This is a genomic window from Isoptericola luteus (genome assembly GCF_020297055.1).
Classification (GTDB): Bacteria; Actinomycetota; Actinomycetes; order Actinomycetales; family Cellulomonadaceae; genus Isoptericola; species Isoptericola luteus.
The window spans coordinates 1-21,655 of the sequence record NZ_JAIXCQ010000017.1; the positions used below are offsets into that span (position 1 = coordinate 1).

At 73.6% G+C, this 21,655-nt stretch carries 23 protein-coding genes; 10 read left to right on the top strand and 13 right to left on the bottom strand.

Going from position 1 to position 21,655, the window contains the following annotated elements; all coding sequences use genetic code 11:
• Nucleotides 1-71: 71 nt before the first annotated feature.
• Nucleotides 72-737: a redox-sensing transcriptional repressor Rex gene (locus tag LEP48_RS17230; RefSeq protein WP_255641722.1), complete on the bottom strand. Its 666-nt coding sequence runs from the start codon at nucleotides 735-737 to the stop codon at nucleotides 72-74.
• 12 nt (nucleotides 738-749) lie between these two features.
• Nucleotides 750-1,046: a glutaredoxin family protein gene (locus LEP48_RS17235; RefSeq protein WP_225566812.1), complete on the bottom strand. Its 297-nt coding sequence runs from the start codon at nucleotides 1,044-1,046 to the stop codon at nucleotides 750-752.
• Between the two features lie 35 nt (nucleotides 1,047-1,081).
• On the opposite strand from LEP48_RS17235, the gene LEP48_RS17240 reads away from it, so the two are divergent.
• Nucleotides 1,082-1,885, top strand: coding sequence for an HAD family hydrolase (locus LEP48_RS17240; protein WP_225566813.1), 804 nt, complete (start codon nucleotides 1,082-1,084; stop codon nucleotides 1,883-1,885).
• Nucleotides 1,886-1,979: 94 nt separating this feature from the next.
• Here LEP48_RS17240 and LEP48_RS17245 read toward each other — a convergent pair whose 3' ends face one another.
• Nucleotides 1,980-2,078 (bottom strand): 30S ribosomal protein bS22, encoded by a 99-nt coding sequence (locus LEP48_RS17245; protein ID WP_003792170.1) that lies wholly within the window; start codon nucleotides 2,076-2,078, stop codon nucleotides 1,980-1,982.
• Between the two features lie 169 nt (nucleotides 2,079-2,247).
• Nucleotides 2,248-3,423 carry an acetoin utilization protein AcuC gene (locus LEP48_RS17250; protein WP_225566814.1) on the bottom strand — a complete coding sequence of 392 codons (1,176 nt, stop codon included), beginning with the start codon at nucleotides 3,421-3,423 and terminating at the stop codon, nucleotides 2,248-2,250.
• A 131-nt stretch (nucleotides 3,424-3,554) separates the two neighbouring features.
• Between LEP48_RS17250 and LEP48_RS17255 the strand changes: the two genes are divergently transcribed.
• Both LEP48_RS17255 and LEP48_RS17260 read left to right on the top strand, forming a co-directional pair.
• A complete protein-coding gene (locus LEP48_RS17255; protein ID WP_225566885.1) occupies nucleotides 3,555-4,919 on the top strand; it encodes a TrkH family potassium uptake protein in 1,365 nt (454 codons plus the stop codon).
• A 101-nt stretch (nucleotides 4,920-5,020) separates the two neighbouring features.
• A complete protein-coding gene (locus LEP48_RS17260) occupies nucleotides 5,021-5,698 on the top strand; it encodes a potassium channel family protein (RefSeq protein ID WP_225566815.1) in 678 nt (225 codons plus the stop codon).
• Nucleotides 5,699-5,722: 24 nt separating this feature from the next.
• On the opposite strand, the gene LEP48_RS17265 is transcribed toward LEP48_RS17260, so the two are convergent.
• The 5 genes from LEP48_RS17265 to LEP48_RS17285 all read right to left on the bottom strand — a co-directional run bounded on the left by LEP48_RS17265 (nucleotide 5,723) and on the right by LEP48_RS17285 (nucleotide 9,500).
• Entirely contained in the window at nucleotides 5,723-6,445 is a 723-nt protein-coding gene (locus tag LEP48_RS17265) for an ABC transporter permease (RefSeq protein WP_225566816.1), read from the bottom strand.
• Entirely contained in the window at nucleotides 6,442-7,203 is a 762-nt protein-coding gene (locus LEP48_RS17270) for an ABC transporter ATP-binding protein (protein WP_225566817.1), read from the bottom strand. The genes LEP48_RS17265 and LEP48_RS17270 overlap by 4 nt, the downstream gene beginning before the upstream one ends.
• Nucleotides 7,204-7,254: 51 nt before the next feature.
• Complete coding sequence (locus tag LEP48_RS17275; protein ID WP_225566818.1) at nucleotides 7,255-7,866, bottom strand: TetR/AcrR family transcriptional regulator; 612 nt, start codon at nucleotides 7,864-7,866, stop codon at nucleotides 7,255-7,257.
• 64 nt (nucleotides 7,867-7,930) lie between these two features.
• The gene (gene proC / locus LEP48_RS17280) at nucleotides 7,931-8,782 is read right to left on the bottom strand and encodes a pyrroline-5-carboxylate reductase (protein ID WP_225566819.1); all 852 of its coding nucleotides are present in this window, start codon (nucleotides 8,780-8,782) and stop codon (nucleotides 7,931-7,933) included.
• Between the two features lie 67 nt (nucleotides 8,783-8,849).
• Nucleotides 8,850-9,500: a hypothetical protein gene (locus tag LEP48_RS17285; protein WP_225566820.1), complete on the bottom strand. Its 651-nt coding sequence runs from the start codon at nucleotides 9,498-9,500 to the stop codon at nucleotides 8,850-8,852.
• A 112-nt stretch (nucleotides 9,501-9,612) separates the two neighbouring features.
• Between LEP48_RS17285 and radA the strand changes: the two genes are divergently transcribed.
• Nucleotides 9,613-11,064: a DNA repair protein RadA gene (gene radA, locus LEP48_RS17290; RefSeq protein ID WP_225566821.1), complete on the top strand. Its 1,452-nt coding sequence runs from the start codon at nucleotides 9,613-9,615 to the stop codon at nucleotides 11,062-11,064.
• Between the two features lie 10 nt (nucleotides 11,065-11,074).
• Nucleotides 11,075-12,160 (top strand): DNA integrity scanning diadenylate cyclase DisA, encoded by a 1,086-nt coding sequence (gene disA, locus LEP48_RS17295; RefSeq protein ID WP_225566822.1) that lies wholly within the window; start codon nucleotides 11,075-11,077, stop codon nucleotides 12,158-12,160.
• Between the two features lie 152 nt (nucleotides 12,161-12,312).
• On the opposite strand, the gene LEP48_RS17300 is transcribed toward disA, so the two are convergent.
• Nucleotides 12,313-13,062 carry a hypothetical protein gene (locus LEP48_RS17300; RefSeq protein WP_225566823.1) on the bottom strand — a complete coding sequence of 250 codons (750 nt, stop codon included), beginning with the start codon at nucleotides 13,060-13,062 and terminating at the stop codon, nucleotides 12,313-12,315.
• A gap of 58 nt (nucleotides 13,063-13,120) precedes the next feature.
• On the opposite strand from LEP48_RS17300, the gene LEP48_RS17305 reads away from it, so the two are divergent.
• Entirely contained in the window at nucleotides 13,121-13,879 is a 759-nt protein-coding gene (locus LEP48_RS17305; protein ID WP_225566824.1) for a hypothetical protein, read from the top strand.
• Nucleotides 13,880-14,049: 170 nt separating this feature from the next.
• On the top strand, nucleotides 14,050-14,916 hold the full coding sequence (locus LEP48_RS17310) for an HhH-GPD family protein (protein WP_225566886.1): 867 nt from the start codon (nucleotides 14,050-14,052) through the stop codon (nucleotides 14,914-14,916).
• Between the two features lie 91 nt (nucleotides 14,917-15,007).
• On the opposite strand, the gene LEP48_RS17315 is transcribed toward LEP48_RS17310, so the two are convergent.
• Both LEP48_RS17315 and LEP48_RS17320 read right to left on the bottom strand, forming a co-directional pair.
• Nucleotides 15,008-15,565 carry an amino-acid N-acetyltransferase gene (locus LEP48_RS17315; protein ID WP_225566825.1) on the bottom strand — a complete coding sequence of 186 codons (558 nt, stop codon included), beginning with the start codon at nucleotides 15,563-15,565 and terminating at the stop codon, nucleotides 15,008-15,010.
• A gap of 58 nt (nucleotides 15,566-15,623) precedes the next feature.
• On the bottom strand, nucleotides 15,624-16,574 hold the full coding sequence (locus tag LEP48_RS17320; protein WP_225566826.1) for a sugar-binding transcriptional regulator: 951 nt from the start codon (nucleotides 16,572-16,574) through the stop codon (nucleotides 15,624-15,626).
• Between the two features lie 101 nt (nucleotides 16,575-16,675).
• Here LEP48_RS17320 and LEP48_RS17325 point away from each other — a divergent pair, with 101 nt between their 5' ends.
• The 3 genes from LEP48_RS17325 to glpK all read left to right on the top strand — a co-directional run bounded on the left by LEP48_RS17325 (nucleotide 16,676) and on the right by glpK (nucleotide 20,872).
• Complete coding sequence (locus LEP48_RS17325) at nucleotides 16,676-18,421, top strand: glycerol-3-phosphate dehydrogenase/oxidase (protein WP_225566827.1); 1,746 nt, start codon at nucleotides 16,676-16,678, stop codon at nucleotides 18,419-18,421.
• Nucleotides 18,422-18,538: 117 nt separating this feature from the next.
• Nucleotides 18,539-19,303 carry an MIP/aquaporin family protein gene (locus tag LEP48_RS17330; RefSeq protein ID WP_225566828.1) on the top strand — a complete coding sequence of 255 codons (765 nt, stop codon included), beginning with the start codon at nucleotides 18,539-18,541 and terminating at the stop codon, nucleotides 19,301-19,303.
• Nucleotides 19,304-19,357: 54 nt separating this feature from the next.
• Entirely contained in the window at nucleotides 19,358-20,872 is a 1,515-nt protein-coding gene (gene glpK, locus LEP48_RS17335; protein ID WP_225566829.1) for a glycerol kinase GlpK, read from the top strand.
• A gap of 159 nt (nucleotides 20,873-21,031) precedes the next feature.
• Here the strand turns inward: glpK and LEP48_RS17340 are convergent, their stop codons facing one another.
• On the bottom strand, nucleotides 21,032-21,463 hold the full coding sequence (locus tag LEP48_RS17340) for an EamA family transporter (RefSeq protein WP_225566830.1): 432 nt from the start codon (nucleotides 21,461-21,463) through the stop codon (nucleotides 21,032-21,034).
• Nucleotides 21,464-21,655 lie beyond the last annotated feature (192 nt).

The following is a 21,655-nucleotide window of genomic DNA, read 5'->3' on the forward strand; positions in this document are numbered from 1 at the left end:
CGCGAGATCCGGAGGGGACGGTCCGTCGCCGGTACGGACCGTCCCCTCCGGATCTCGCGGGTCCGGCTTCTCTATCTCGGCGTGCCGTTGGTCGCGGCGCGGGCGGCCGCGTGGAACGCGAGGATCTGCAGCTCGCCGGCCACGTCCACGGACCGGACGACGACGTCGTCGGGCAGCTGCAGGGCCACGGGCGCGAAGGACAGGATCTCGCGCACCCCGCAGGCGACGATGCGCTCCGCCAGCCCCTGTGCCACCGGGCCGGGGGTGGCCAGCACCACCATCGAGACGCCCGTCCGCGCGAGGACGTCCTCGAGGGTGTCGACGTGCTCGATCGCCAGGCCCGCCGCCGTCGTGCCGACGATCCCCGGGTCGGCGTCCAGCAGGGCGACCACCTGGAAGCCGCGGGCCGCGTACCCCGAGTAGTTCGCCAGCGCGTGCCCCAGGTTGCCGATGCCGACGATCGCGAGCCGGTGCTCCGACTCCAGGCCCAGCGCCGCCGCGACGTACGACGCCAGGGACTGCACGTCGTACCCGACCCCGCGCGTGCCGAAGGACCCCAGATAGGACAGGTCCTTGCGCAGCTGCGCCGACCCCACCCCCGAGCGTTCCGCCAGCTCCGAGGACGACGTCGTCGTCACCCCCGCGTCCACCAGGTCGCGCAGCGCGCGCAGGTAATAGGGCAACCGCGCCACCGTCGCGGCCGGCACCGTCGCCTCACCGAGCTCGATCACGTCCATCCCTCCTTGCCGCTACCGGGCAAGCCGCCGCGCCAGGCGCGCCGCGTCGACACGCCAGAATCCTTGCTGCACGCCGTCCACCTCGACGACGGGCACGTAGTCCCCGTACTTCTCCACCAGATCGCCGCCGCCCCCGGCACCGTGCGCACCACCGTCCGGACCGACCTCGATGTCGACCTCGCGCCAGCGCTCTCCCGCCGCCGTGCACACCTGCTCCACGACCGCCCGCGCATCGTCGCACAGGTGGCATCCCGGCCGGGTGTACAGGACGACCCGTGGTCGTTCGACGGATCCATGCGGCCTGCTCACCTGCACAGCGTATCCGCGCCGATACAGTGGACCGTATGCCGTCCCCCGCCGAGCCCTCACCTCCGACGGCCGGGGCCGCAGCCTTCTTCGACGTCGACAACACGATCATCCGGGGAGCGAGCTCGTTCCACCTGGCCCGCGCCCTGTACCAGCGCCGGTTCTTCGGCACGGCGGACCTGGTCCGGTTCGCGCTGATCCAGGCGAAGTACCTGATCTTCGGCGAGTCCCGCACCCAGATCGAGTCGGTGCGCAACCGCGCCCTGTCACTCATCGCAGGGCGGTCGGTCGCCGAGATCACCGCCGTCGGCGAGGAGGTCTACGACACCGTCCTGGAGCTGCGGATCTTCCCCGGCACCAAGCGTCTCCTCGACGCCCACGTGGCGGCGGGCGACCAGGTGTGGCTCGTCACCGCGACCCCGGTCGAGATCGGCGGGCTCATCGCGCGCCGGCTGGGGGCCACGGGCTGCCTCGGCACCATCGCCGAGCACTCGGGCGGCTACTACACCGGCCGGCTCATCGGGGACCTCATGCACGGCGAGTCCAAGGGTGCCGCCGTGCGCGAGCTCGCCGAGCGCGAGGGTCTGGACCTGGAGGCGTCGTACGCCTACGGCGACTCGCTCAACGACCTGCCCATGATGCGGTCCGTCGGCAACCCGTGCCCCATCAACCCGGACGTGCGCCTGCGCCGGCACGCGAAGGACGTCGGCTGGCCCATCCGCGAGTTCCGCGGACGGCGGCAGCGCGCCGCCCGCCGCGGCGTCCGCACGGCCTCGTGGGCCGGCGCCGCCTGGGTCGCCGGCCTGGTGCTGCGCGCCGTCCAGAAGCGCCTGCGCGGCTGACCCGGCCGCGCCTGGCAGAACGCAACGAGCCCGGCACCCCCGCAGTGAGGGTCCGGGCTCGGGACGCGCGGCCCGCCGCGAGGCGGGCGCGAGATCACTTCTTGTTACGACGCTGGTGACGCGTCTTGCGAAGCAGCTTGCGGTGCTTCTTCTTCGCCATGCGCTTACGGCGCTTCTTGATGACGGAGCCCATGAGGTCCTCACAATGCTGGTCGGATGGTGGAACGGTTGGTCCCACGAGCCTGTGAGCAGGTGCAGCCGACCAACACGGAAAGTCCGTCCTCCAGGGTACCCGATCCACGCTCGTACCCCGAACTCCGGTGCCGGGGGCGCCGCCCAGGTGGGCCCCGGGGCGTCTGCCGCTAGTCGCGGTAGGGGTCGAGCCCCCAGGTGGGGAACACGTGCTTGCGGGTGGCGAGGACGGCGCGGTCCACGTCGTCGGCGGGGTCGTAGCCCTCGGACCAGGGCCGCCAGGCGACGTCCCGTCCCCCCAGCCGCTCGGCCGGGTCGAGTCCCGACATCTCCTCGACGTCCCGGCGCCAGTGCTCGGGCAGGACGATCCCGGCGGGTAGCGGCACGTGCGCGGCCTCCGCCACGAGGCTCGCCCACACCAGCGGGACGACGTCGACCACGGCGTACCCGCCCCCGCCGAGCGCCACCCAGCGCCCGTCGGCGACCTCGTGGGCGAGGTCGTGCACCCAGCGGGCCGCGGTGCGCTGCGCGTCGACGCCGACGTTCAGGTCGGTCAGCGGGTCGTTGCCGTGCGCGTCACAACCGTGCTGCGACACGATCACCTGGGGGTCGAACTCCCGGAGGACCGCCGGGAGCACGGCGTTCACGGCCCGCAGCCAGCGGGCACCGTCCGTGCGCGGCGGCAGGGCGACGTTCACCGCCGTCCCGTGGGCCGCCGTGCCGCCCGTGTCCGCGGGGTTGCCCGTGCCCGGGAAGAGGGTGTGCCCGTCCTGGTGCACCGAGAAGGTGAGCACGCGCGGGTCGTCCCAGAAGATCGACTCGACGCCGTCCCCGTGGTGCGCGTCGAGGTCGACGTACGCGACCCGTTCCGCCCCCAGGTCCAGGAGCCGCTGCACGGCCGCCGCGGCGTCGTTGTAGATGCAGAAGCCCGACGCCGACCCTCGCCGCGCGTGATGCATGCCGCCGGCGACGTTCACCCCGTGGACGACGCGCCCTGACCACACGGCCTCGGCGGCATCCACGGACGCGGCCACGATGCGCGCCCCCGCCTCGTGCATCCCGGCGAAGACCGGGTCGTCCTCCGTGCCGAGGCCGCGCAGCGGGTCGGGCTGCCCCGTGGCCGCCGCGCGCCGCACGGCGGCGACGTACTCGGCGTCGTGCACCGTCTGCACGACGGCGTCGGGTGCGGGGGCGACGTCGGCGACCTCGAGGGTGGGCTCTTCGAGCAGACCCAGCTCGCGGACCAGGCGCATCGTCAGGTCGAGCCGGGTGGGCGCCATCGGGTGCCCGGGGCCGAAGTCGTAGCGCAGCAGCTCAGGGCTCCACAGCAGCCGGGCGACGCGCATCCCGTCACCGTAGCCCACGGCGTGGCAGGCTTGGGCCGCGCGGATCGTCGGCGAGACGCGCCGCGCGACGGACTGCGCAGCACGGGACCGGGCGGAGAGGGGACGGTGTGAAGAGGACGTGGGGCCGTCGCATGCTGGCGCTACGCGGCTGGGTCGACCAGGCCGCCCGCGAGTACCCCGCGCGGCTGGCGATGACGGTGTTCGCCGCCGTCATCACCCTGGTCTGGCTCCTGCTGCTGCCCCCGTGGGCGACGACGTCGGGCCAGGGCGCGCCCGCCGTCGACGCCCTCTTCACCGCGACGTCCGCCGTGTGCGTCACCGGCCTGGTCGTGCACGACACGGCGACGTACTGGTCCGAGTACGGGCACGTCGTCATCCTCGTCGGGATCAAGGTCGGCGGGCTCGGCGTGATGACGCTGGCGTCGCTGCTCGGACTGGCGGTGTCACGGCGGCTCGGCCTCACGCAGAAGCTGCTCACCGCCTCGGAGACGAAGACGGAGCGGCTCGGCGAGGTCGGTGCCCTGCTGCGCACCATCATCATCACGGCGACGTCGATCGAGCTCGTGATCGCGCTGCTGCTGTTCCCCCGACTGCTCGCGCTGGGCGACTCCGCGGGGATGGCCGCCTGGCACGCCCTGTTCTACGCGGTGTCGTCGTTCAACAACGCCGGGTTCGTGCCGACCGCCGACGGACTGCTCCCGTTCGCGTCCGACTGGCTGGTGCTGCTGCCGATCTGCCTCGGCGTGTTCATCGGCTCGCTCGGCTTCCCGGTGATCCTCAACGTCATCACCCACCGGCGGCGACGCCACCACTGGATCCGCTCCCTGTCGCTGCACACCAAGCTCACGGTGACCACCAGCCTCGCGCTGCTGGTCGGCGGCGCGGTGCTCATCGGCGCGCTGGAGTGGAACAACCCGGCCACGTTCGGCTCGCAGGACGGCGCGACCCGCGTCCTGTCGTCGATCGTCGCCTCCGTGATGCCCCGGTCCGGTGGCTTCTCCAGCGTCGACACCAGCCGGCTGCACCAGGAGACGTGGCTCGCGACCGACGCGCTGATGTTCGTGGGCGGCGGCTCGGCGTCCACCGCGGGCGGCATCAAGGTCACGACCCTCGCCGTCATGCTGCTCGCCATCCTCTCGGAGGCCCGCGGCGACAAGGACACCGACGCGTTCGGCCGCCGCATCCCCCGCGACACGCTGCGGCTGTCCATCGCGGTCGTCTTCATGGGTGCGACGGCGGTGCTCGTCACGTGTCTCGCGCTGCTGCGCCTGACGCCGTACTCCCTGTCCGAGGTGCTGTTCGAGGCGATCTCCGCCTACGCGACCGTGGGTCTGTCCACCGGCATCACGGCGAGCCTGCCCGACGCCGCGAAGCTCTGGCTCTGCGGGCTGATGTTCGTCGGCCGCGTCGGCGTCATCTCCGTGCTGGGCGCGCTCGCGCTGCGCGACCGGCGGCGCATCGTACGCTTCCCGGAGGAACGCCCGATCATCGGGTGAGGCGGAGGTGCCGCGAAGGGTGAGGGCCGAGGAACGAGGCACTCGCCCGGAGCAGAACCGCAGCCTCACCCCTGCCCTCACCGGACCGACGAGGAGACCACGTGCCCGAGAAGAAGCCCCGCGAGCGCGAGCGGGACGCCGGTGTCCTCGTCATCGGGCTGGGACGGTTCGGGTCGGCGATCGCCGCGACGCTGGACCGGCTCGGTCAGGACGTCCTCGCCGTCGAGCGGGACCAGCGCCTGGTGGCGCAGTGGTCTGGCCGGCTGCCGCTGGTCGAGGCGGACGCGTCGAACCCGGAGGCCCTGGAGCAGCTCGGGGCTCGGGACTTCGGCGTCGCCGTCGTGGGCGTCGGTACCCAGCTCGAGGCGTCCGTGCTCATCACGGGCAACCTCGTGGACATGGGCACCCCGCAGATCTGGGCGAAGGCGGTCTCGGCGGAGCACGGGCGCATCCTCACGCGCATCGGCGCGCACCACGTGGTGTTCCCGGAGTCCGACGCCGGCTCGCGGGTCGCGCATCTCGTCAGCGGCAAGATGCTCGACTACATCGAGGTCGAGGACGGGTTCACCATCGTCAAGATGCGCCCGCCGAAGGAGATGCAGGGTTTCACGCTCGCGCAGTCGGACGTCCGCAAGAAGTACGGCGTGACCGTCATCGGCGTGAAGTCGCCCGGCGTCGAGTTCCTCTACGCGACGCCGGAGACCCGTGTGAGCGCCAACGACCTCCTGGTGTGCTCGGGCCACGCCGACCTGCTCGAGCGGTTCTCCGCGCGGCCGTGATCGCCCGCCCGTCCGGCGGCCGGCTCACGCGGTACGACGCCGCAGGGTGGCGACCCCCAGCACGACGGCGCCGACGATGAACAGGACGATGACGCCGACGGCGCCGGAGACGTCGGCCCACTCGGCCCCGGCGGACAGGTCCTGCATCGCCTCGATGGCGTAGGTCAGCGGGAACACCCGCGAGAGCCACTCGAGGACCTGCGGCATCTGGTCGCGCGGCATGAGCAGGCCGCAGGTGATGAGCTGCGGGAAGATGATGGCCGGCATCATCTGCACGGCCTGGAACTCGCTGCGGGCCAGCGCGGACGCTGCCAGGCCCAGGCAGCAGCCGAGGACGGCGTCGAGCATGGCCACCACCACGACGAGCCACAGCGGCCCGAGCACGTTCATGCCGACGGCGAGCGCGAAGCCCACGACGACCAGGGACTGCACGAGCGCCAGCCCGGCGAACGCCAGGGCGTAGCCGGCCACGAAGTCGGCCTTGCGCAGCGGGGTCGTCATGAGCCGCTCGAGCGTCCCGGACTGCCGCTCGCGCAGCGTGGCGACGCTCGTGACGAGGAACATGACGATGAGCGGGAAGAGGCCCACGAGCATGGGGCCGAACTGGTCGAGCACTCCCGTGCCGTCGAACATCCATGCGAGCAGCCCGAGCAGCAGGCAGGGCAGCCCGATGATGAGGACGACGGTGCGGCGGTCGAACCGGAGCTGGGCCAGGACGCGGCTCGCGGTGGTCAGGGTGAGCGTCATCGGGTCCCCTCCTCGCTGGTCGTCGGTGCCTCGCGCTGCTCGATGAGCGTCAGGAACGCGCGCTCGGCGTCCGGGGCCCCGGTGGACTCGAGGAGCTCGGAGGGCGTGGTGTCCGCCAGGAGCGTGCCCTCGCGGAGCAGCAGCAGCCGGTCGCACCGCGTGGCTTCGTCCATGACGTGGCTGGAGACCAGCAGCGTGCGCCCGTCGGCGGCGAGGCGCCGGAACATGTTCCACAGGTCTCGCCGCAGCACGGGGTCCAGCCCGACGGTGGGCTCGTCGAGGACCAGCAGCTCCGGGTCGCCGACCAGCGCCGCCGCCAGGGACACCCGGGACAGCTCCCCGCCGGAGAGCGTGCCGACCCGCTGCTTCTCGTGCCCGCCCAGGTCGACGGCCTCGACGGCACGGCGCACCGCCGCCTCCGCCCCGGCACCGGGGAGCCCGGCGAGGCGTGCGAAGTAGCGCAGGTTCTGGACCACCGTGAGGTCCGTGTACACCGACGCCGCCTGGGTCACGTACCCGACGCGGTGGCGCAGCCCGGCGGCGCCGGCCGGCTCGCCCAGCACGGTCACGTCTCCGGTCACCGCGGCCTGGACGCCGACGACGGCCCGCAGCAGCGTCGTCTTGCCGGACCCTGAGGGGCCGAGCAGGCCCACCACCTGCCCGGCGGGCACCACGACGTCCAGCCCGTCGATGACCGGTCGGCCGCCGCGCTCGACCCGGAGCCCGCGGACCCGGACCGCGACGTCGTTATTCACCATGCGGTGAATTCTGCTCCTCGCGAGCGCCCGTGCACAAGACCCCGCGGCCGATCAGCCCGGCAGCTCCCCGGTGAGGTAGCGCTGCAGCGTGGGGCCGACGAGCACCGCCACCCGCGCGGGCTCCAGCGACGCCAGCGGGTCGATCGGCACGAGGAACCGCGTCATCAGCACGCCCGCGACCTGCGAGGCCACGAGCGACGAGCGCAGCCGCGCGTCCGAGACCTCGAGCAGCCGGACCATCGGGCCGAGCACCTCCGCCCCGAGGAACTGCGGCAGCAGCCCGCGCAGGGCCGGGTCTGCCATCACGGCCGGCACGACCAGCCGCACGGTGTCGCCCCCGTCCTGGTCCCACATCTCGAGGACCGCGCGCACCAGCCGCTCCCCCAGGCCCTCGACAGGGCCCTCGACGACCGTCCGGACGAGGGCGGACGGGTTGACGTCGGCCAGGCCGAGCGACGCGGTGAACAGCTGCGTCTTGTCGCCGAACCAGTGCCGGACCGTGCCCGGGTCCACCCCGGCACGCCGCGCGACCCCGCGGACCGACACCGCCTCGTACCCGCGGTCCGAGAACTCGGCGCGGGCGGCGGCCAGCACCTGCTCGCGCGTGTCCTGCCCCGCGGGGCGGCGACCACGGCGAGGCGACGGGGCTGTCGTTCGGGGCACGGCCCCATCGTGCCAGCAGCCCGCAGGCCGCACCTGGATCAGCCGAGCCGATCAGCCGAGCCGATCAGCCGAGCTCGGCGGCCAGCTCTCGCGACCGGTCCCGCGCCGCCTCGAGAGCGTCGAGGAACGCCGCCCGCACGCCGCCGTCGTCGAGCCTGCGCAGGGCGGCGACCGTCGTGCCCCCGGGCGAGGAGACCTTCTCGCGCAGCACCACGGGGTGCTCGCCCGTCTCGTCGAGCAGCTTCGCCGAGCCCAGCACCGTCTCCACGGCGAGGTGGCGCGCGACGTCGCGGGTCAGCCCCAGCAGGACGCCGGCCTCCGCCATCGCGTCGACCACGTAGAACACGTACGCCGGCCCCGACCCGGCGAGCGCCCCGAACGCGTCCATGTCCTTCTCCGCGACCCGGAACACGTGCCCCGAGCCGGCCAGGATCCGCTCGACGAGCGCGACGTCGGCGTCGTCCGTGGCCGCGCCGCCGACGACGGCGGTCACGCCGGCGCCCACCAGCGCGGGAGTGTTCGGCATGGCGCGCACCACGCGCGTGCCGGCCGGGAGCCGGGCCTCGAGGAACGCCAGCGGCAGGCCTGCGGCGACGCTCACGACGACCGCGCCGTCGTCGAGCGCACCGCCGACCTCGGCGAGCATCGCGCCGACGTCCTTGGGCTTGACCCCGACGACGACCACGTGCGCGCCGTGGACGGCGGCCGTGTTGTCCGCCGTCGTGCGCACACCGTAGCGCTCGGCCAGCGCCGCGGCCCGCTCGGGCCGGCGCGTCGTGGCCACGACGTCCCGCGGCGCGACCCCGGAGGCGAGCGCCCCGGCCAGCACGGCCTCGTTCATGTTCCCGGTGCCCAGGAACGCCACCGTCACGCCGCTCACCTGGGCGTCGGCCTGCCCGTCCGTCTGCTCGTTCACGGGGACCACCGTACGTCCCCGCGCACGGACGACGCCGACCGCGGACCGTCGCCGCGACCCCGCCCCGCTACAGCGGGAAGGCGGAGTAGAAGCGCTCGACGAGGTCCGCCGGGCCGGTGGCCTGGAGGACGGCGGTGCCGTTGCGCCATGTCACGACGGCGGTGCCCGTCGTGGAACCGGGCGTCACCACGTACGCCCCGGCGGTCTCGGTCCCGACCAGCACCTCGCCCTCGTCCGACGGCGTGCCCGCGGCCTTGACGAGCGCGCCGTACGCCCGCGTCGCGGCGTCGCCGTCCTCCCACTGCCCGGCGAGGACGTCCACCTTCGCAGCGTCCGCGGCGTCGCCCTCGGCGTACGTCACGGACCAGGCCTCGACCGCGTCGGCGCCGTCGACCCACTCGTCGTGGGGGGTCGCGCCCGCCAGGGCGAGCTGGAGGACGGTGCCCGGCATCGCCTGCAGGAACGTCGTGGCGTCCTTCGGGAGCGCGCTCGGGGACGTCGTCGGTGTGGGGGCCGCCGCAGTGACCGTCACGGCGGGTTCCGGCTCCGGGGTCTGCGCGAACCCTGGCCAGACGAACGCCGTGAGCAGGGCGACGACCACCACGAGTCCGCCGGCGAGCGCACCGACCGCGAGGCGGCGACGGCGGATGACCTCGGGCGACGGGCGGGGCGACCCTCTCCCCGTGCCGCTCCGGCCGCTCGTGCGGGCGTCGCTCATGGGTCTCTCCTCGTGGTCGGACAGGTCCGGACGGGCGCGGGAGCACCGTGCCTGCAAGGCAGCCTAGGGCGTCGGGCGGCGCTGTCGGTGGCGCCGCCTAGCGTGTGTCGACGTGAGCACCTCCACCGCAGCCCGCGCCTCCCGGGCCCGCCCCGCCTACCGCTGCACCGAGTGCGGGTGGACCACCGCCAAGTGGGTGGGCCGCTGCGGGGAGTGCCAGGCGTGGGGCACCGTCACCGACGAAGGACCGGCGCAGACCGGCCCGCGCACGGTGGCCGTGAACCCGTCCCGGGAACCCGCCCGACCCATCGGCGACATCGACGTCGCGGCGGCGCAGGCGGCACCCACCGGGGTGGACGAGCTCGACCGGGTCCTCGGCGGCGGCCTGGTGCCGGGTGCGGTCGTGCTCCTCGCCGGGGAGCCGGGCGTCGGCAAGTCCACCCTGCTGCTGGAGGTCGCGTCGGCGTACGCGCGCGGCGTCGACGGCCGGGACGACCGGACCGTGCTGTATGTGACAGGCGAGGAGTCCGCGGGCCAGGTGCGCCTGCGGGCCGAGCGCGTCGGCGCCCTGGCACCGACCCTGATGCTCGCCGCGGAGACGGACCTCGGCACGGTGCTCGGCCATATCGACGTGACGGAGCCCGACCTGCTCGTCGTGGACTCCGTGCAGACGATCGCCTCGGGCGAGGTGGACGGCGCCCCCGGCGGCGTGAGCCAGGTCCGCGAGGTCGCCGCGGCGCTCATCGCCGTGGCGAAGAGCCGGCAGGTCCCCGTGCTCCTCGTCGGCCACGTGACCAAGGACGGCACCGTCGCCGGGCCGCGCACGCTCGAGCACCTGGTCGACGTCGTGTGCCAGTTCGAGGGCGACCGCCACTCGCGCCTGCGCATGGTCCGCGCCGTGAAGAACCGGTACGGCCCGACGGACGAGGTCGGCTGCTTCGACCTCTCCGAGGCGGGGATCGTCGGGCTGAGCGACCCCAGCGGGCTGTTCCTGTCCCACCTCGGGGCGGGCGTGCCGGGCACCTGCGTCACCGTCACCCTCGAGGGCCGGCGGCCGCTGGCCCTCGAGATCCAGTCGCTCGTCGCGCCGTCGCCGCTGGCGAACCCGCGACGCACCACCAGCGGGCTGGAGTCCTCCCGGCTCGCGATGATCCTCGCCGTCCTGCACCGGCACGGCGGGCTGCGGCTCGCCGACCAGGACGTCTACGTGTCCACCATCGGCGGCGCCCGCGTGACCGAGCCCGCTGCCGACCTCGCCACCGCGCTCGCGATCGTGTCCGCGCGCACCGGCGAGCCGCTGCCCACCGGCACCGTCGCGCTCGGGGAGGTGGGCCTCGCCGGGGACATCAGGCCCGTGACAGGGCTCGAACGCCGGGTCGGGGAGGCCGCCCGGCTCGGTTTCCTGCGCGCCGTCGTCCCCGCCGGCGCCGCCCTGACCGCCCCTCCCGGCATGCAGCTCCTGGAGGCTCGGCACCTCGCCGAGGCCGTCCAGCTCGCCGGGGTCGCCGAGGAGGGCCGACACGGCCGTGGACAAGTCCACGGCGAGCGCGGCCCCACGTCGTAGGATTCGCATCGTGGGTCCCTCCTCCGCGCATCCCGACGCCCTCCTGCGGGAGACGCTCGCCGCTGTCGCGCCCGGAACGGAGCTGCGCGACGGCCTCGAGCGAATCCTGCGAGGCCGCACCGGCGCGCTCATCGTCCTCGGTCTCGACCGCACCGTCGAAGAGCTGTGCTCGGGCGGCTTCGAGCTCGACGTCGAGTTCTCCGCCACCCGCCTGCGCGAGCTGTCCAAGATGGACGGCGCGGTCGTGCTCGACCGCGACGCGACGCGCATCCGCCGCGCCGCCGTCCAGCTCCTGCCCGACCCGTCGATCGAGACGAGCGAGTCCGGAACCCGGCACCGCACCGCCGAGCGCGTCGCCAAGCAGACGGGCCTGCCCGTGGTGTCGGTGAGCCAGTCGATGCGGATCGTCGCGATCTATGTCGGCAGCGCCCGGCACGTGCTGGAGGACCCGGACACGATCCTCGGCCGCGCCAACCAGGCGCTCGCCACCCTCGAGCGCTACCGGTCGCGCCTCGACGAGGTGTCCGGCACCCTCTCCGCGCTCGAGATCGAGGACCTGGTCACCGTCCGCGACGTGTGCTCCGTCGTGCAGCGCCTCGAGATGGTCCGCCGCATCTCCGAGGAGATCGACGGCTACGTCGTCGAGCTCGGCGCCGACGGTCGCCTCCTCGCCCTGCAGCTCGACGAGCTCATCGGCGGCATCGGCGCGGACCGCGACTTCGTGGTCCGCGACTACGTCGAGCTCGAGCGGGCCGGACGTTCCCTGCTCGGTGTCCAGGACGACCTCGCGGCGCTCGACTCCGGCCAGCTCCTCGACCTCGGCCAGATCGGCCGCGTGCTCGAGCTCCCCGGCGGGGGCGTGGCGCTCGACGCCGCGGTCGCCCCGCACGGCTACCGGCTGCTGTCCAAGGTCCCCCGCCTGCCCGGCGCCATCATCGACCGGCTCGTCGGGCACTTCGGAGGGCTGCAGAAGCTGCTCGCCGCCAGCGTGGACGACCTCATGGCCGTCGACGGCGTGGGCGAGCAGCGGGCGCGCGCCGTGCGCGAAGGGCTGTCCCGGCTGGCGGAGTCCAGCATTCTCGAGCGCTACGTCTGATCGGCCGGCACATCTGATCGGCCGGCACGTCTGATCGCTCATGGCGCCCGATCAGATGCGGGCCGGCGAGGTCAGGCGCCCTGCGGGCACGACAGCCCGAGCCATGCGGCTCGTCCCTGACGGTGGCAACCGGCCGCGGCACCGCGGGGGGATCAGCCCTCGTCGTCGCCGTCCTTCTCTGCCTTCTCGTCGGTCTTCTTCGTCACGTCGGCCGCCTGCTCGTCGCCGTCGTCCTTGCCTGCCGACTCCTTGTCCGCCGACTCCTCGTCCGTGGCCGCGTCCTCGGACTTCTTGTCGCCGGCCTCGGCGGACGGCTCGCCGGTCGGCTCCGGCGCGAGGACGGTGAAGCTGACCGCCGCGCTCGTCGCACCGTCGACGTCGCCGAGCGTCGCCCGCACCTGGTACGTGCCAGGCTCCAGCGCCGCCGAGTCCTTCGCGCATCCGGGCGCCGAGCGGGCCGAGCTCCACCGCAGGTCGCGCGACGCGACATGCTCCGCGCCGAGCAGGAGCAGCTTCTCGCCGTCGTCGGCGCAGTCGCCGGAGGACCACACCCGGTCCTTGCTCGAAGGGCCGGTCACGGTGACGGTGCGGCTCGTGTCGGAGCCGTCGAACAGGCAGGGCACCCGGCCCGCGTTCGTGACCCGCACCGAGAACACCAGGGGGTCACCCACCGTGATCGTCGTGCTGCTCGGCGACACCGCGAGGTCGAGGGCGTCGGACCGGCACGTCGTAGCGGGGCCGGTGAGGTCGATCGGCTCGGGCGGTGCCTCCTTGTCGGCCGGCAGCCCGGGGTTCGCGCCCGGCAGCATCGCCTGTACCGCGTCGAGACCGCGCCCGATCCCGTAGCCGCCGACGACCCCCACGCCGCACAGCAGGGCGACGACCGCGAGCGATCCGACCACCCGGTTCCGGCTGTAGCGGTCGGTCTGGGGGCGCCCGGCCGGGCGGCGGCCTCGCGGCGTGGCGGTGCGCGACGGAGCCCGACGGGCCGTGGTGGGCGCCACCAGGCCGTTCGTCGAGACCGACGTGCGGCCCCGGCCCCGGGTGCTCCCCGACGACCGGGCCGACCCGGACCGCTGCCCGCCCGAGGCGTTCTGCCGCGACGACCCGGACCGCTGCGCCGTCGTCCGGCCCGACCCGGAGCGGCCGGCACCAGACCTCGCCGCTCCGGACCTCGTGGCCCCGGACTTCGTGGCCCCGGACTTCGTGGCCCCGGACTTCGTGGCCCCGGACTTCGTGGCCCCGGACTTCGCCGTGCCCTTCGACGCGCCCTTCGACGCGCCGCCCCGACCGGCCCCGGACCGCGCACCGGCCGACGCGGTGCGCCCAGACGTCGGGGAGGCCTTGGACGACGCCGACTTCGACGACGCCGACTTCCCGGCGCCCGACGATGTCGAGGACTTCGCGCCACCCCGGGTGCTCGACGACGCGGAGCCGCCGGCGCGGCCACCGGCGCGGCCACCGGCGGAACCGGACCGCCGCGGGGCGCCCGCACCGCGTGCGGCGCCGGACCCCGAGCGCGCCGCAGCCCCGCGCGAGGTGCCTGAGCCTCGACGCCTGTCGTCCGCAGGTGCCACAGGGCCACCCCTCCGTCTTCGAACCGTGCCGGCGCCACCGTACGACGCGCGGTCCGACGCACCACGGAGCCGCGCCGCCGTCGTCCCCAGAACCACCCGCCCACCACTTGTCAGGTTCAGGTGCACGTTCCTGTGGACGTGAACCTGACAGCTCGCCGGCGCTCCGACCTGTCAGGACCAGGACCACAGGAACGTGCACGTGGGCCTGACAACTCGGGACGTACGGGTGGGCCACAATGGACGACCGTGACCCGAGCCGCCCCCCATGCCTCCCCCGCCCTCGCCGCGCGCGACGCCGCGGTCCGGGACGAGATGGTCGGCCGCGTCACCGCCTGGTTCGACGACGCCGCGCGCGACCTGCCCTGGCGCCGCACCGACTGCACGCCGTGGGGCGTGCTCGTCAGCGAGGTCATGCTGCAGCAGACGCCGGTGGTGCGTGTGGAGCCGGTCTGGCGGGAGTGGCTGCGGCGCTGGCCGACGCCGTCGGACCTGGCCGCGGCCCCTGCGGCGGAGGTGCTGCGCGCCTGGGGCCGCCTCGGCTACCCCCGGCGCGCGTTGCGCCTGCACCAGTGTGCGGGCGCCATCGTCGAGCGGCATGACGGCGCCGTCCCCGACGACGAGGCCGCGCTGCGTGCCCTGCCGGGCATCGGGGAGTACACGGCCGCCGCCGTGCGCGCGTTCGCGTTCGGCCGCCGATCGGTGGTGGTCGACACCAACGTGCGCCGCGTGCTCGCCCGCACCCTGGCAGGCACGGCGCTCGCCGCACCGTCGCCCACCGCGGCCGAGCGCGACCTGGCCACCGCCGTCGTGCCCGACGACGACGGGGCCGCCGCCCGCTGGGCCGCCGCGTCGATGGAGCTCGGCGCGCTGGTGTGCACCGCGCGTGCGCCGCGCTGCCACGCCTGCCCGGTGGCGGACCTCTGCGCCTGGCGGGCGACCGGTCACCCCCCGGACGAGCTCGCCCACCGGCGGCGCACGCAGGCCTGGCACGGCACGGACCGGCAGGTGCGTGGCCGCGTCATGGCGGCCCTGCGCGTCGCGGACGAACCCGTGGCGCGCGCGCTGCTCGCCGACTCGGGCCCGGACCCCGCCCAGGTCGACCGGTGCCTCGCGGGGCTCATCGAGGACGGGCTCGTCGAGCAGGACGACGCCGGCTGCTACCGCTTCCCCACCCCCTGACGCCGGACGCCGGCAGGGTGTTGTGAGCGGGATCTTGGCCCGGTTTCGGGCGCGCCACCGGGCCAAAATCCCGCTCACAACACCCCGGAAGTCAGAGCTCCAGGAGCATCCGCGTGTTGCCCAGGGTGTTCGGCTTGACGCGCGCCAGGTCGAGGAACTCCGCGACGCCGTCGTCGTGCGACCTCAGCAGCTCGGCGTACACCTCGCCGGTGACGGGCGTGCCATCGATCTCGCGGAAGCCGTGCGCCTCGAAGAACGCCACCTCGAACGTCAGGCAGAACACCCGGCTCAGCCCGAGCGACGCCGCCCGCTCGACCAGGGCGTCCAGCAGGGCGTGCCCGACACGTCGACCGCGCCAGGCGGCGTCGACGGCGAGGGTGCGCACCTCGGCGAGGTCGTCCCACATGACGTGCAGCGCCCCGCAGCCGATCACGGTGCCGCCCGAGTCGTCCGCGGCGCCCTCGGCGTTCCCGGCACCGTCGCCCGACTCGGCGACGACGAACTCCTGGACTGCCTCGTAGTAGCCCACCATCTCCTTGGCCAGGAGGATGCGGCGCTGCGCGTACGGCTCGACGAGCCCGCGGACCGCACGCATGTCGGCGGGCCTGGCGGGGCGCAGGGCGAACGACGACGCGGCGGTCTCAGGCACGTCGACACTGTACTTTCGGCGCCCGCGCCCGGCCCGGGCGTCTCGTGTGCACGGACGTTCAGCCCTCGACGAGGCGTGCCGCGGTCACCTCGTCGACGACGAGGTCCGTGACCACGCCCGCCGCCAGCGCAGCCCGCAGCGGTCCGACCTTGTTGTCGCCGGCGACGGCGCAGAGCCGGCGGGGGATGCGGCGCAGCTCGGCCGGCGACGGGCCCGTCGCCCGGGCGTTGAGCGGGATGTCGCGGTAGGTCCCGTCCGGGCGCAGGAACACGGTGCACACGTCGCCGACGACGCCCTCGGCGTCGAGCAGCTCGACGTCCTCGCGCTCGAGGTACCCCGCGGAGTACACGTGCGACGGCACCCCGCCGGTCAGCGCGCCGACGGAGAACAGCGCGATGTCGGTACGCGCCTGGAAGTCCAGGACGCGCCGCACGGACCGCTCGCGCCACATGGCCTCGCGCGTCTCCGCGTAGTCGAAGAACGCCGGCACGGGGAAGTGGTGGACGTGCGCGTCAAAGGCCGTCCCGAAGCCCGTGATCAGGTCACCTGCATAGCTGACGCCCGACGTGCGGGTGTTCGCGGCGCCGTTGAGCTGCACGACGGCACACCCCCGCGTGGGCTTGTGCGGCAGGTGCCGGGAGATGGCGGCCAGGGTGGTTCCCCAGGCGATGCCGAGCACCATGTCGGAGTCGAACCACCGGGCCAGGAGCCGCGCGGTGGTGATCGCCACCTGCTCGAGCCGCTCCGGGTCCCCGGCGGAGTCCGGGACGGGGACGACGTAGGCGTCGATGCCGTGACGATCGGTGATCTCCTGCCCGAGACCGGGGGCGCGGGAGTGCCCGGGGCGCAACGTGATCTCCACCACGCCGGTGTCGCGCGCGCGCTTGAGCAACCGCGACACCGTCGACCGCGAGGTGCGCAGGTGCCGGGCGATGGTCTCCATCTTCATGTCCTGCAGGTAGTACATGGTCGCGGCCATGACCACCTCGCGTTCCCGCTCTGACGTCATCGACCCACGGTCGCACGTTCTGCACATTCGTGCACCCGGCTTGCGAGGACGTGCCGGAAGTGTTGGTGTGGGGGACGTCGTCGCCGACGAAAGGAAGACCGATGGCCTCCACCCGGCTCACCGCCGAGTCCCGCGCTCAGGCGCTCGCAGCGCTCGAGGGGTCCCAGGACTCCAGTGCCGAGCTGGACGTGCTCGTCGTCGGCGGTGGTGTCACCGGCGCGGGCATCGCGCTCGACGCCGCCACCCGCGGACTCTCGACGGCCATCGTCGAGGCCCAGGACTGGGCGTCCGGCACCTCCAGCCGCAGCAGCAAGCTGGTCCACGGCGGGCTGCGCTACCTGCAGATGCTCGACTTCCACCTGGTGCACGAGGCGCTCACGGAGCGCGACCTGCTGCTGAAGAAGCTCGCGCCGCACCTGGTCAAGCCCGTCCCGTTCCTCTACCCGCTCGAGCACCGCGTGTGGGAGCGGGCCTACGTGGGCACCGGCATCGCCCTGTACGACACGCTCGCGGCGCTCGCCCCCGGACGGCGCGCCATGCCGATCCACCGGCACCTGTCGCGTCGCCAGATGGAGCGCAAGTTCCCCGACCTCGCGCACGACGCCGCCATCGGCGCCGTCCAGTACTGGGACGCGTCGGTCGACGACGCCCGGCTGGTCACGACCCTGGTGCGCACCGCGGCGAGCTACGGGGCGAACGCGGCAGCGCGCACCCAGGTGGTGGGGCTGACGAAGAGCGCCACCGGGGCCGTCAACGGTGCCGTCGTCGTCGACCTCGAGACGGGCCGTGAGATCACCGTGCGCGCCCGGCACGTCATCAACGCCACGGGCGTGTGGACCGAGGACACCGAGGCGCTCGCCGGCGACCAGGGCGGGCTCAAGGTGCTCGCCTCCAAGGGCATCCACATCGTCGTGCCGCGCGAGCGGATCCGGGGCTCGGTCGGCCTGATCCTGCAGACCGAGAAGTCGGTCCTGTTCGTCATCCCGTGGTCGCGCTACTGGGTGGTGGGCACCACGGACACCCCCTGGGAGCAGGACCCGGTGCACCCCGTGGCCACCGCGGCCGACATCGACTACGTGCTCGAGCACGCCAACGCGGTGCTCGCCCACCCGCTGACCCGGGACGACATCGTCGGCACCTATGCGGGCCTGCGCCCGCTGCTCCAGCCGGGCACCAAGGAGGGCACCGGCTCGGCCAAGGTCTCGCGCGAGCACACGGTCGCCTCGCCGGCCCCGGGGCTCACCGTCATCGCGGGCGGCAAGCTCACCACGTATCGCGTGATGGCCAAGGACGCCGTGGACTTCGCGATCGGCCAGCGCGCCGCCGCGCTGCCGTCCATCACGCACGACATCCCGCTGCTGGGTGCCGTCGGCCTGCAGGCCGTGCGCCGCCAGGCCCGCGCCTGGGCGCAGCGGTACCGCTGGAGCCCGCAGCTCGTGGACCACCTGCTGCACCGGTACGGGTCCGCGCTGCGCGACATCGTCGACCTGTGCGAGAAGGACCCGTCGCTGGCCCGGCCGCTCGAGCACGCCGGCGCCTACCTGCGTGCCGAGATCCACTTCGGGGTGAGCCACGAGGGGGCGCTCCACCTCGAGGACCTGCTGCTGCACCGCACCCGTCTCGTCTACGAGACGGCGGACCGCGGGCGCGGTGCGGTCGACGAGATCGCGGACATCGTCGCCCCGCTCCTCGGCTGGGACGAGGCGACCGTCCAGTCCGAGAAGGAGGCGTACCTCGCCCGCACCGAGGCCGAGGACGCCGCGGGGCGCGAGCCCGACGACGCGTCGGCCGAGGCGGTCCGACTCCGCGCCGCCGACGTCGCAGCCATGCAGCCCTTGCGGGGCTGACACTCCTGCCGCCCCGGGTCCACCGGGGCGGCCACCCGCAGCCGGGCCCCCGCCCGGCGCGGGCTCTCCGTGCAGGAGAGGACGACGAAGTCCCCTACGCAGAAAGTGAAACCGACGATGGACACACTGCTCATGAATGCGTTCTGGTCCGAGGTCATCGGAACCGCGACGCTGATCCTGTTGGGTGCCGGCGTGGTCGCCAACGTGGTGCTGCCCAAGAACAAGGGCTTCAACGGCGGCTGGCTGCTGATCAACTTCGGCTGGGGCCTCGCGGTCTTCGCCGGTGTGTTCGCGGCGTACAAGTCCGGCGCCCACCTCAACCCCGCCGTGACGATCGGGCTGTTCTCGGCCGACATGCCGTTCTACTCGGTGACCGGCCCGGAGGGCATGGTCACCGCCACGATCGAGCCGACCGTGGGCAACATGTTCATGTACTTCGCGGCGGAGATGATCGGCGCGATCATCGGTGCCGTCCTCGCCTTCCTCGCGTACAAGAAGCACTTCGACGAGGACGCCCCCGCGGCGACCAAGCTCGCGGTGTTCTCCACCGGCCCCGAGATCCGCTCCTACGCCTGGAACTTCGTCACCGAGGTCCTCGCGACGTTCGTCCTGGTGTTCTTCGTCGTCGTCTCGGGCGAGTCGCCCTCCGGCCTGGGGCCGCTCGCGGTCGCCCTCATCGTGGTCGGCATCGGCGCGAGCCTCGGTGGCCCGACGGGGTACGCCATCAACCCGGCCCGTGACCTCGGCCCGCGTATCGCGCACGCCCTCCTGCCGATCAAGGGCAAGGGCTCCAGCGACTGGGGCTACTCCTGGGTGCCGGTCGCCGGCCCTCTCGTCGGTGGCGTGATCGCCGGCCTGCTCGGCGCCGCGTACAACGGCTGACCCGTTCCTCCTTGAGAACTCATCCACACACCGACGTGAAGGGCACCCTCCACCATGGCTGACTACGTCCTCGCCATCGACCAGGGCACGACGAGCTCGCGTGCCATCGTCTTCGACCACTCCGGCCGGATCGTCTCCACCGGCCAGCTCGAGCACGACCAGATCTTCCCCAAGGCCGGGTGGGTCGAGCACAACGCCGAGCAGATCTGGAGCAACGTGCGGGAGGTCGTGGGCCTCGCGCTGACGCGCGGCAACCTCGCGCACACCGACCTCGCCGCCATCGGCATCACCAACCAGCGCGAGACGGCCGTCGTCTGGGACAAGAACACGGGCAAGCCCGTCTACAACGCGATCGTCTGGCAGGACACCCGCACGCAGGCGATCGTCGACGAGCTCGGCGGCTCCGAGGGCGCCGACAAGTACAAGGCGATCGTCGGCCTGCCGCTCGCGACGTACTTCTCCGGCCCCAAGGTCAAGTGGATCCTCGACAACGTCGAGGGTGCGCGCGAGGCCGCCGAGCGCGGCGACCTGCTCTTCGGCAACACCGACACGTGGGTGCTGTGGAACATGACCGGCGGGTCGGACGGCGGTGTGCACGTCACCGACGTCACCAACGCCTCGCGCACCATGCTCATGGACCTCGACACCCTGAGCTGGCGCGAGGACATCGCCGCGGACATGGGCATCCCGATGTCGATGCTGCCCGAGATCAGGTCCTCCTCCGAGGTCTACGGCCAGGGCCGTCCCCGCGGCCTCGTGCCGGGCGTGCCGATCGCCGGCATCCTCGGCGACCAGCAGGCCGCGACGTTCGGCCAGGCGTGCTTCGAGGTGGGCCACGCGAAGAACACCTACGGCACCGGCAACTTCATGCTGCTCAACACCGGCACGGAGAAGGTGCCGAGCAAGAACGGGCTCCTGACGACCGTGTGCTACAAGATCGGCGACCAGCCGACCCGGTACGCGCTCGAGGGCTCGATCGCCGTGACGGGGTCGCTCATCCAGTGGCTGCGGGACAACCTCGGCATGTTCGAGGACGCCCCGGACGTCGAGTGGCTGGCCCGCAAGGTCGAGGACAACGGCGGCGCGTACTTCGTGCCCGCGTTCTCCGGCCTGTTCGCCCCCTACTGGCGGCCCGATGCGCGGGGCGCGCTGGTCGGCCTCACGCGGTTCGTCAACCGCAACCACATCGCCCGGGCCGCGCTCGAGGCGGTGGCGTACCAGACCCGCGAGGTCGTCGACGCCATGAAGCTCGACTCCGGCGTCGAGCTCACCGAGCTCAAGGTCGACGGCGGCATGGTGGCCAACGAGCTGCTCATGCAGTTCCAGGCGGACCAGCTCGGCGTGGACGTCGTCCGTCCCAAGGTGGCCGAGACGACGGCGCTCGGCGCTGCCTACGCCGCGGGCATCGCCGTCGGGTTCTGGAACGGCGAGGAGGACGTCATCGCCAACTGGGCCGAGGACAAGCGCTGGACCCCGGCCGCGGCCGAGGACGAGCGCGAGCGCCTCTACCGGTCCTGGAAGAAGGCCGTGACGAAGACGTTCGACTGGGTGGATGCTGACGTGCAGTAGGTCGTTCTCTCGGTCCGCGGCGGGGAGGAACGTCATGCGGGCGGTCGCGTTCACGGGCGCCAGGGCGCCCTCCACTTCGGGAACTTCGACGACCGCCCGCACGACGTTCCTCCCCGCCGCTCTGCGTCTCCTCCTGCCCTTGGTGGGGGGATGCTGGGACTACGGCAGGACGAGGAGGGCGCTCGCGACGCCCGCGAGCGCCAGGCCTGCGACCTGGACCCGGCGTGGGCGCTCGCCGAGCGCCGTCACGCCGACCAGGACCGGCACCACCGGGTACAGGGCGGCCAGGGCCACGGCGACGGTGACGAGCGTCAGCCTGGTGGCGGGCAGATAGGCGACGAGGCCCGCCGCGGCTCCGACGCCCGACAGGACCGCCGCCAGGTGCACCCGCCACCCCGGCCGGGTCGCGGGCGGCGCGGAGCCGCGGGTGGCCAGGACCGCGAGCCCGACGAGGGCGACGGCCGTGACCCGCCCGGCCGTGACCGGCCAGATGCCCGAGCCCGCGCCGGCCTGCGCGAGCGCGAAGTACTGCACCGCGACCCCGACGCTCGACGCTCGACGCCAGACCGTCCCGCACGGCGCCGGCGTCACCCGGCGTGCCGCCCGGCCCGGGCCCTGACACGAGCCACAGCGCCGGCACGGCGGCGATCACTCCCGCCCAGGTCAGCAGGCCCGGCCGGAACACCGGCGCCACGCACAGCGCCGTCGCGAGGCCACCGAGCTGGGCGAGGAAGGCGACGCGCACCGCTGCCATCCGGCGTGCCGCCAGCCCGCCGACGACGT

Bases quoted from the DNA above. Each gene is read 5' to 3' on its own strand.
- LEP48_RS17270 (WP_225566817.1), bottom strand. From the start codon at position 7,203: ATGGTGAATAACGACGTCGCGGTCCGGGTCCGCGGGCTCCGGGTCGAG.
- LEP48_RS17320 (WP_225566826.1), bottom strand. From the start codon at position 16,574: ATGACGTCAGAGCGGGAACGCGAGGTGGTCATGGCCGCGACCATGTAC.
- LEP48_RS17310 (WP_225566886.1), top strand. From the start codon at position 14,050: ATGGTCGGCCGCGTCACCGCCTGGTTCGACGACGCCGCGCGCGACCTG.
- LEP48_RS17330 (WP_225566828.1), top strand. From the start codon at position 18,539: ATGGACACACTGCTCATGAATGCGTTCTGGTCCGAGGTCATCGGAACC.
- LEP48_RS17325 (WP_225566827.1), top strand. From the start codon at position 16,676: ATGGCCTCCACCCGGCTCACCGCCGAGTCCCGCGCTCAGGCGCTCGCA.
- LEP48_RS17245 (WP_003792170.1), bottom strand. From the start codon at position 2,078: ATGGGCTCCGTCATCAAGAAGCGCCGTAAGCGCATGGCGAAGAAGAAG.
- LEP48_RS17285 (WP_225566820.1), bottom strand. From the start codon at position 9,500: ATGAGCGACGCCCGCACGAGCGGCCGGAGCGGCACGGGGAGAGGGTCG.
- LEP48_RS17250 (WP_225566814.1), bottom strand. From the start codon at position 3,423: ATGCGCGTCGCCCGGCTGCTGTGGAGCCCTGAGCTGCTGCGCTACGAC.
- LEP48_RS17265 (WP_225566816.1), bottom strand. From the start codon at position 6,445: ATGACGCTCACCCTGACCACCGCGAGCCGCGTCCTGGCCCAGCTCCGG.
- glpK (WP_225566829.1), top strand. From the start codon at position 19,358: ATGGCTGACTACGTCCTCGCCATCGACCAGGGCACGACGAGCTCGCGT.
- LEP48_RS17240 (WP_225566813.1), top strand. From the start codon at position 1,082: ATGCCGTCCCCCGCCGAGCCCTCACCTCCGACGGCCGGGGCCGCAGCC.
- LEP48_RS17255 (WP_225566885.1), top strand. From the start codon at position 3,555: ATGCTGGCGCTACGCGGCTGGGTCGACCAGGCCGCCCGCGAGTACCCC.
- LEP48_RS17230 (WP_255641722.1), bottom strand. From the start codon at position 737: ATGGACGTGATCGAGCTCGGTGAGGCGACGGTGCCGGCCGCGACGGTG.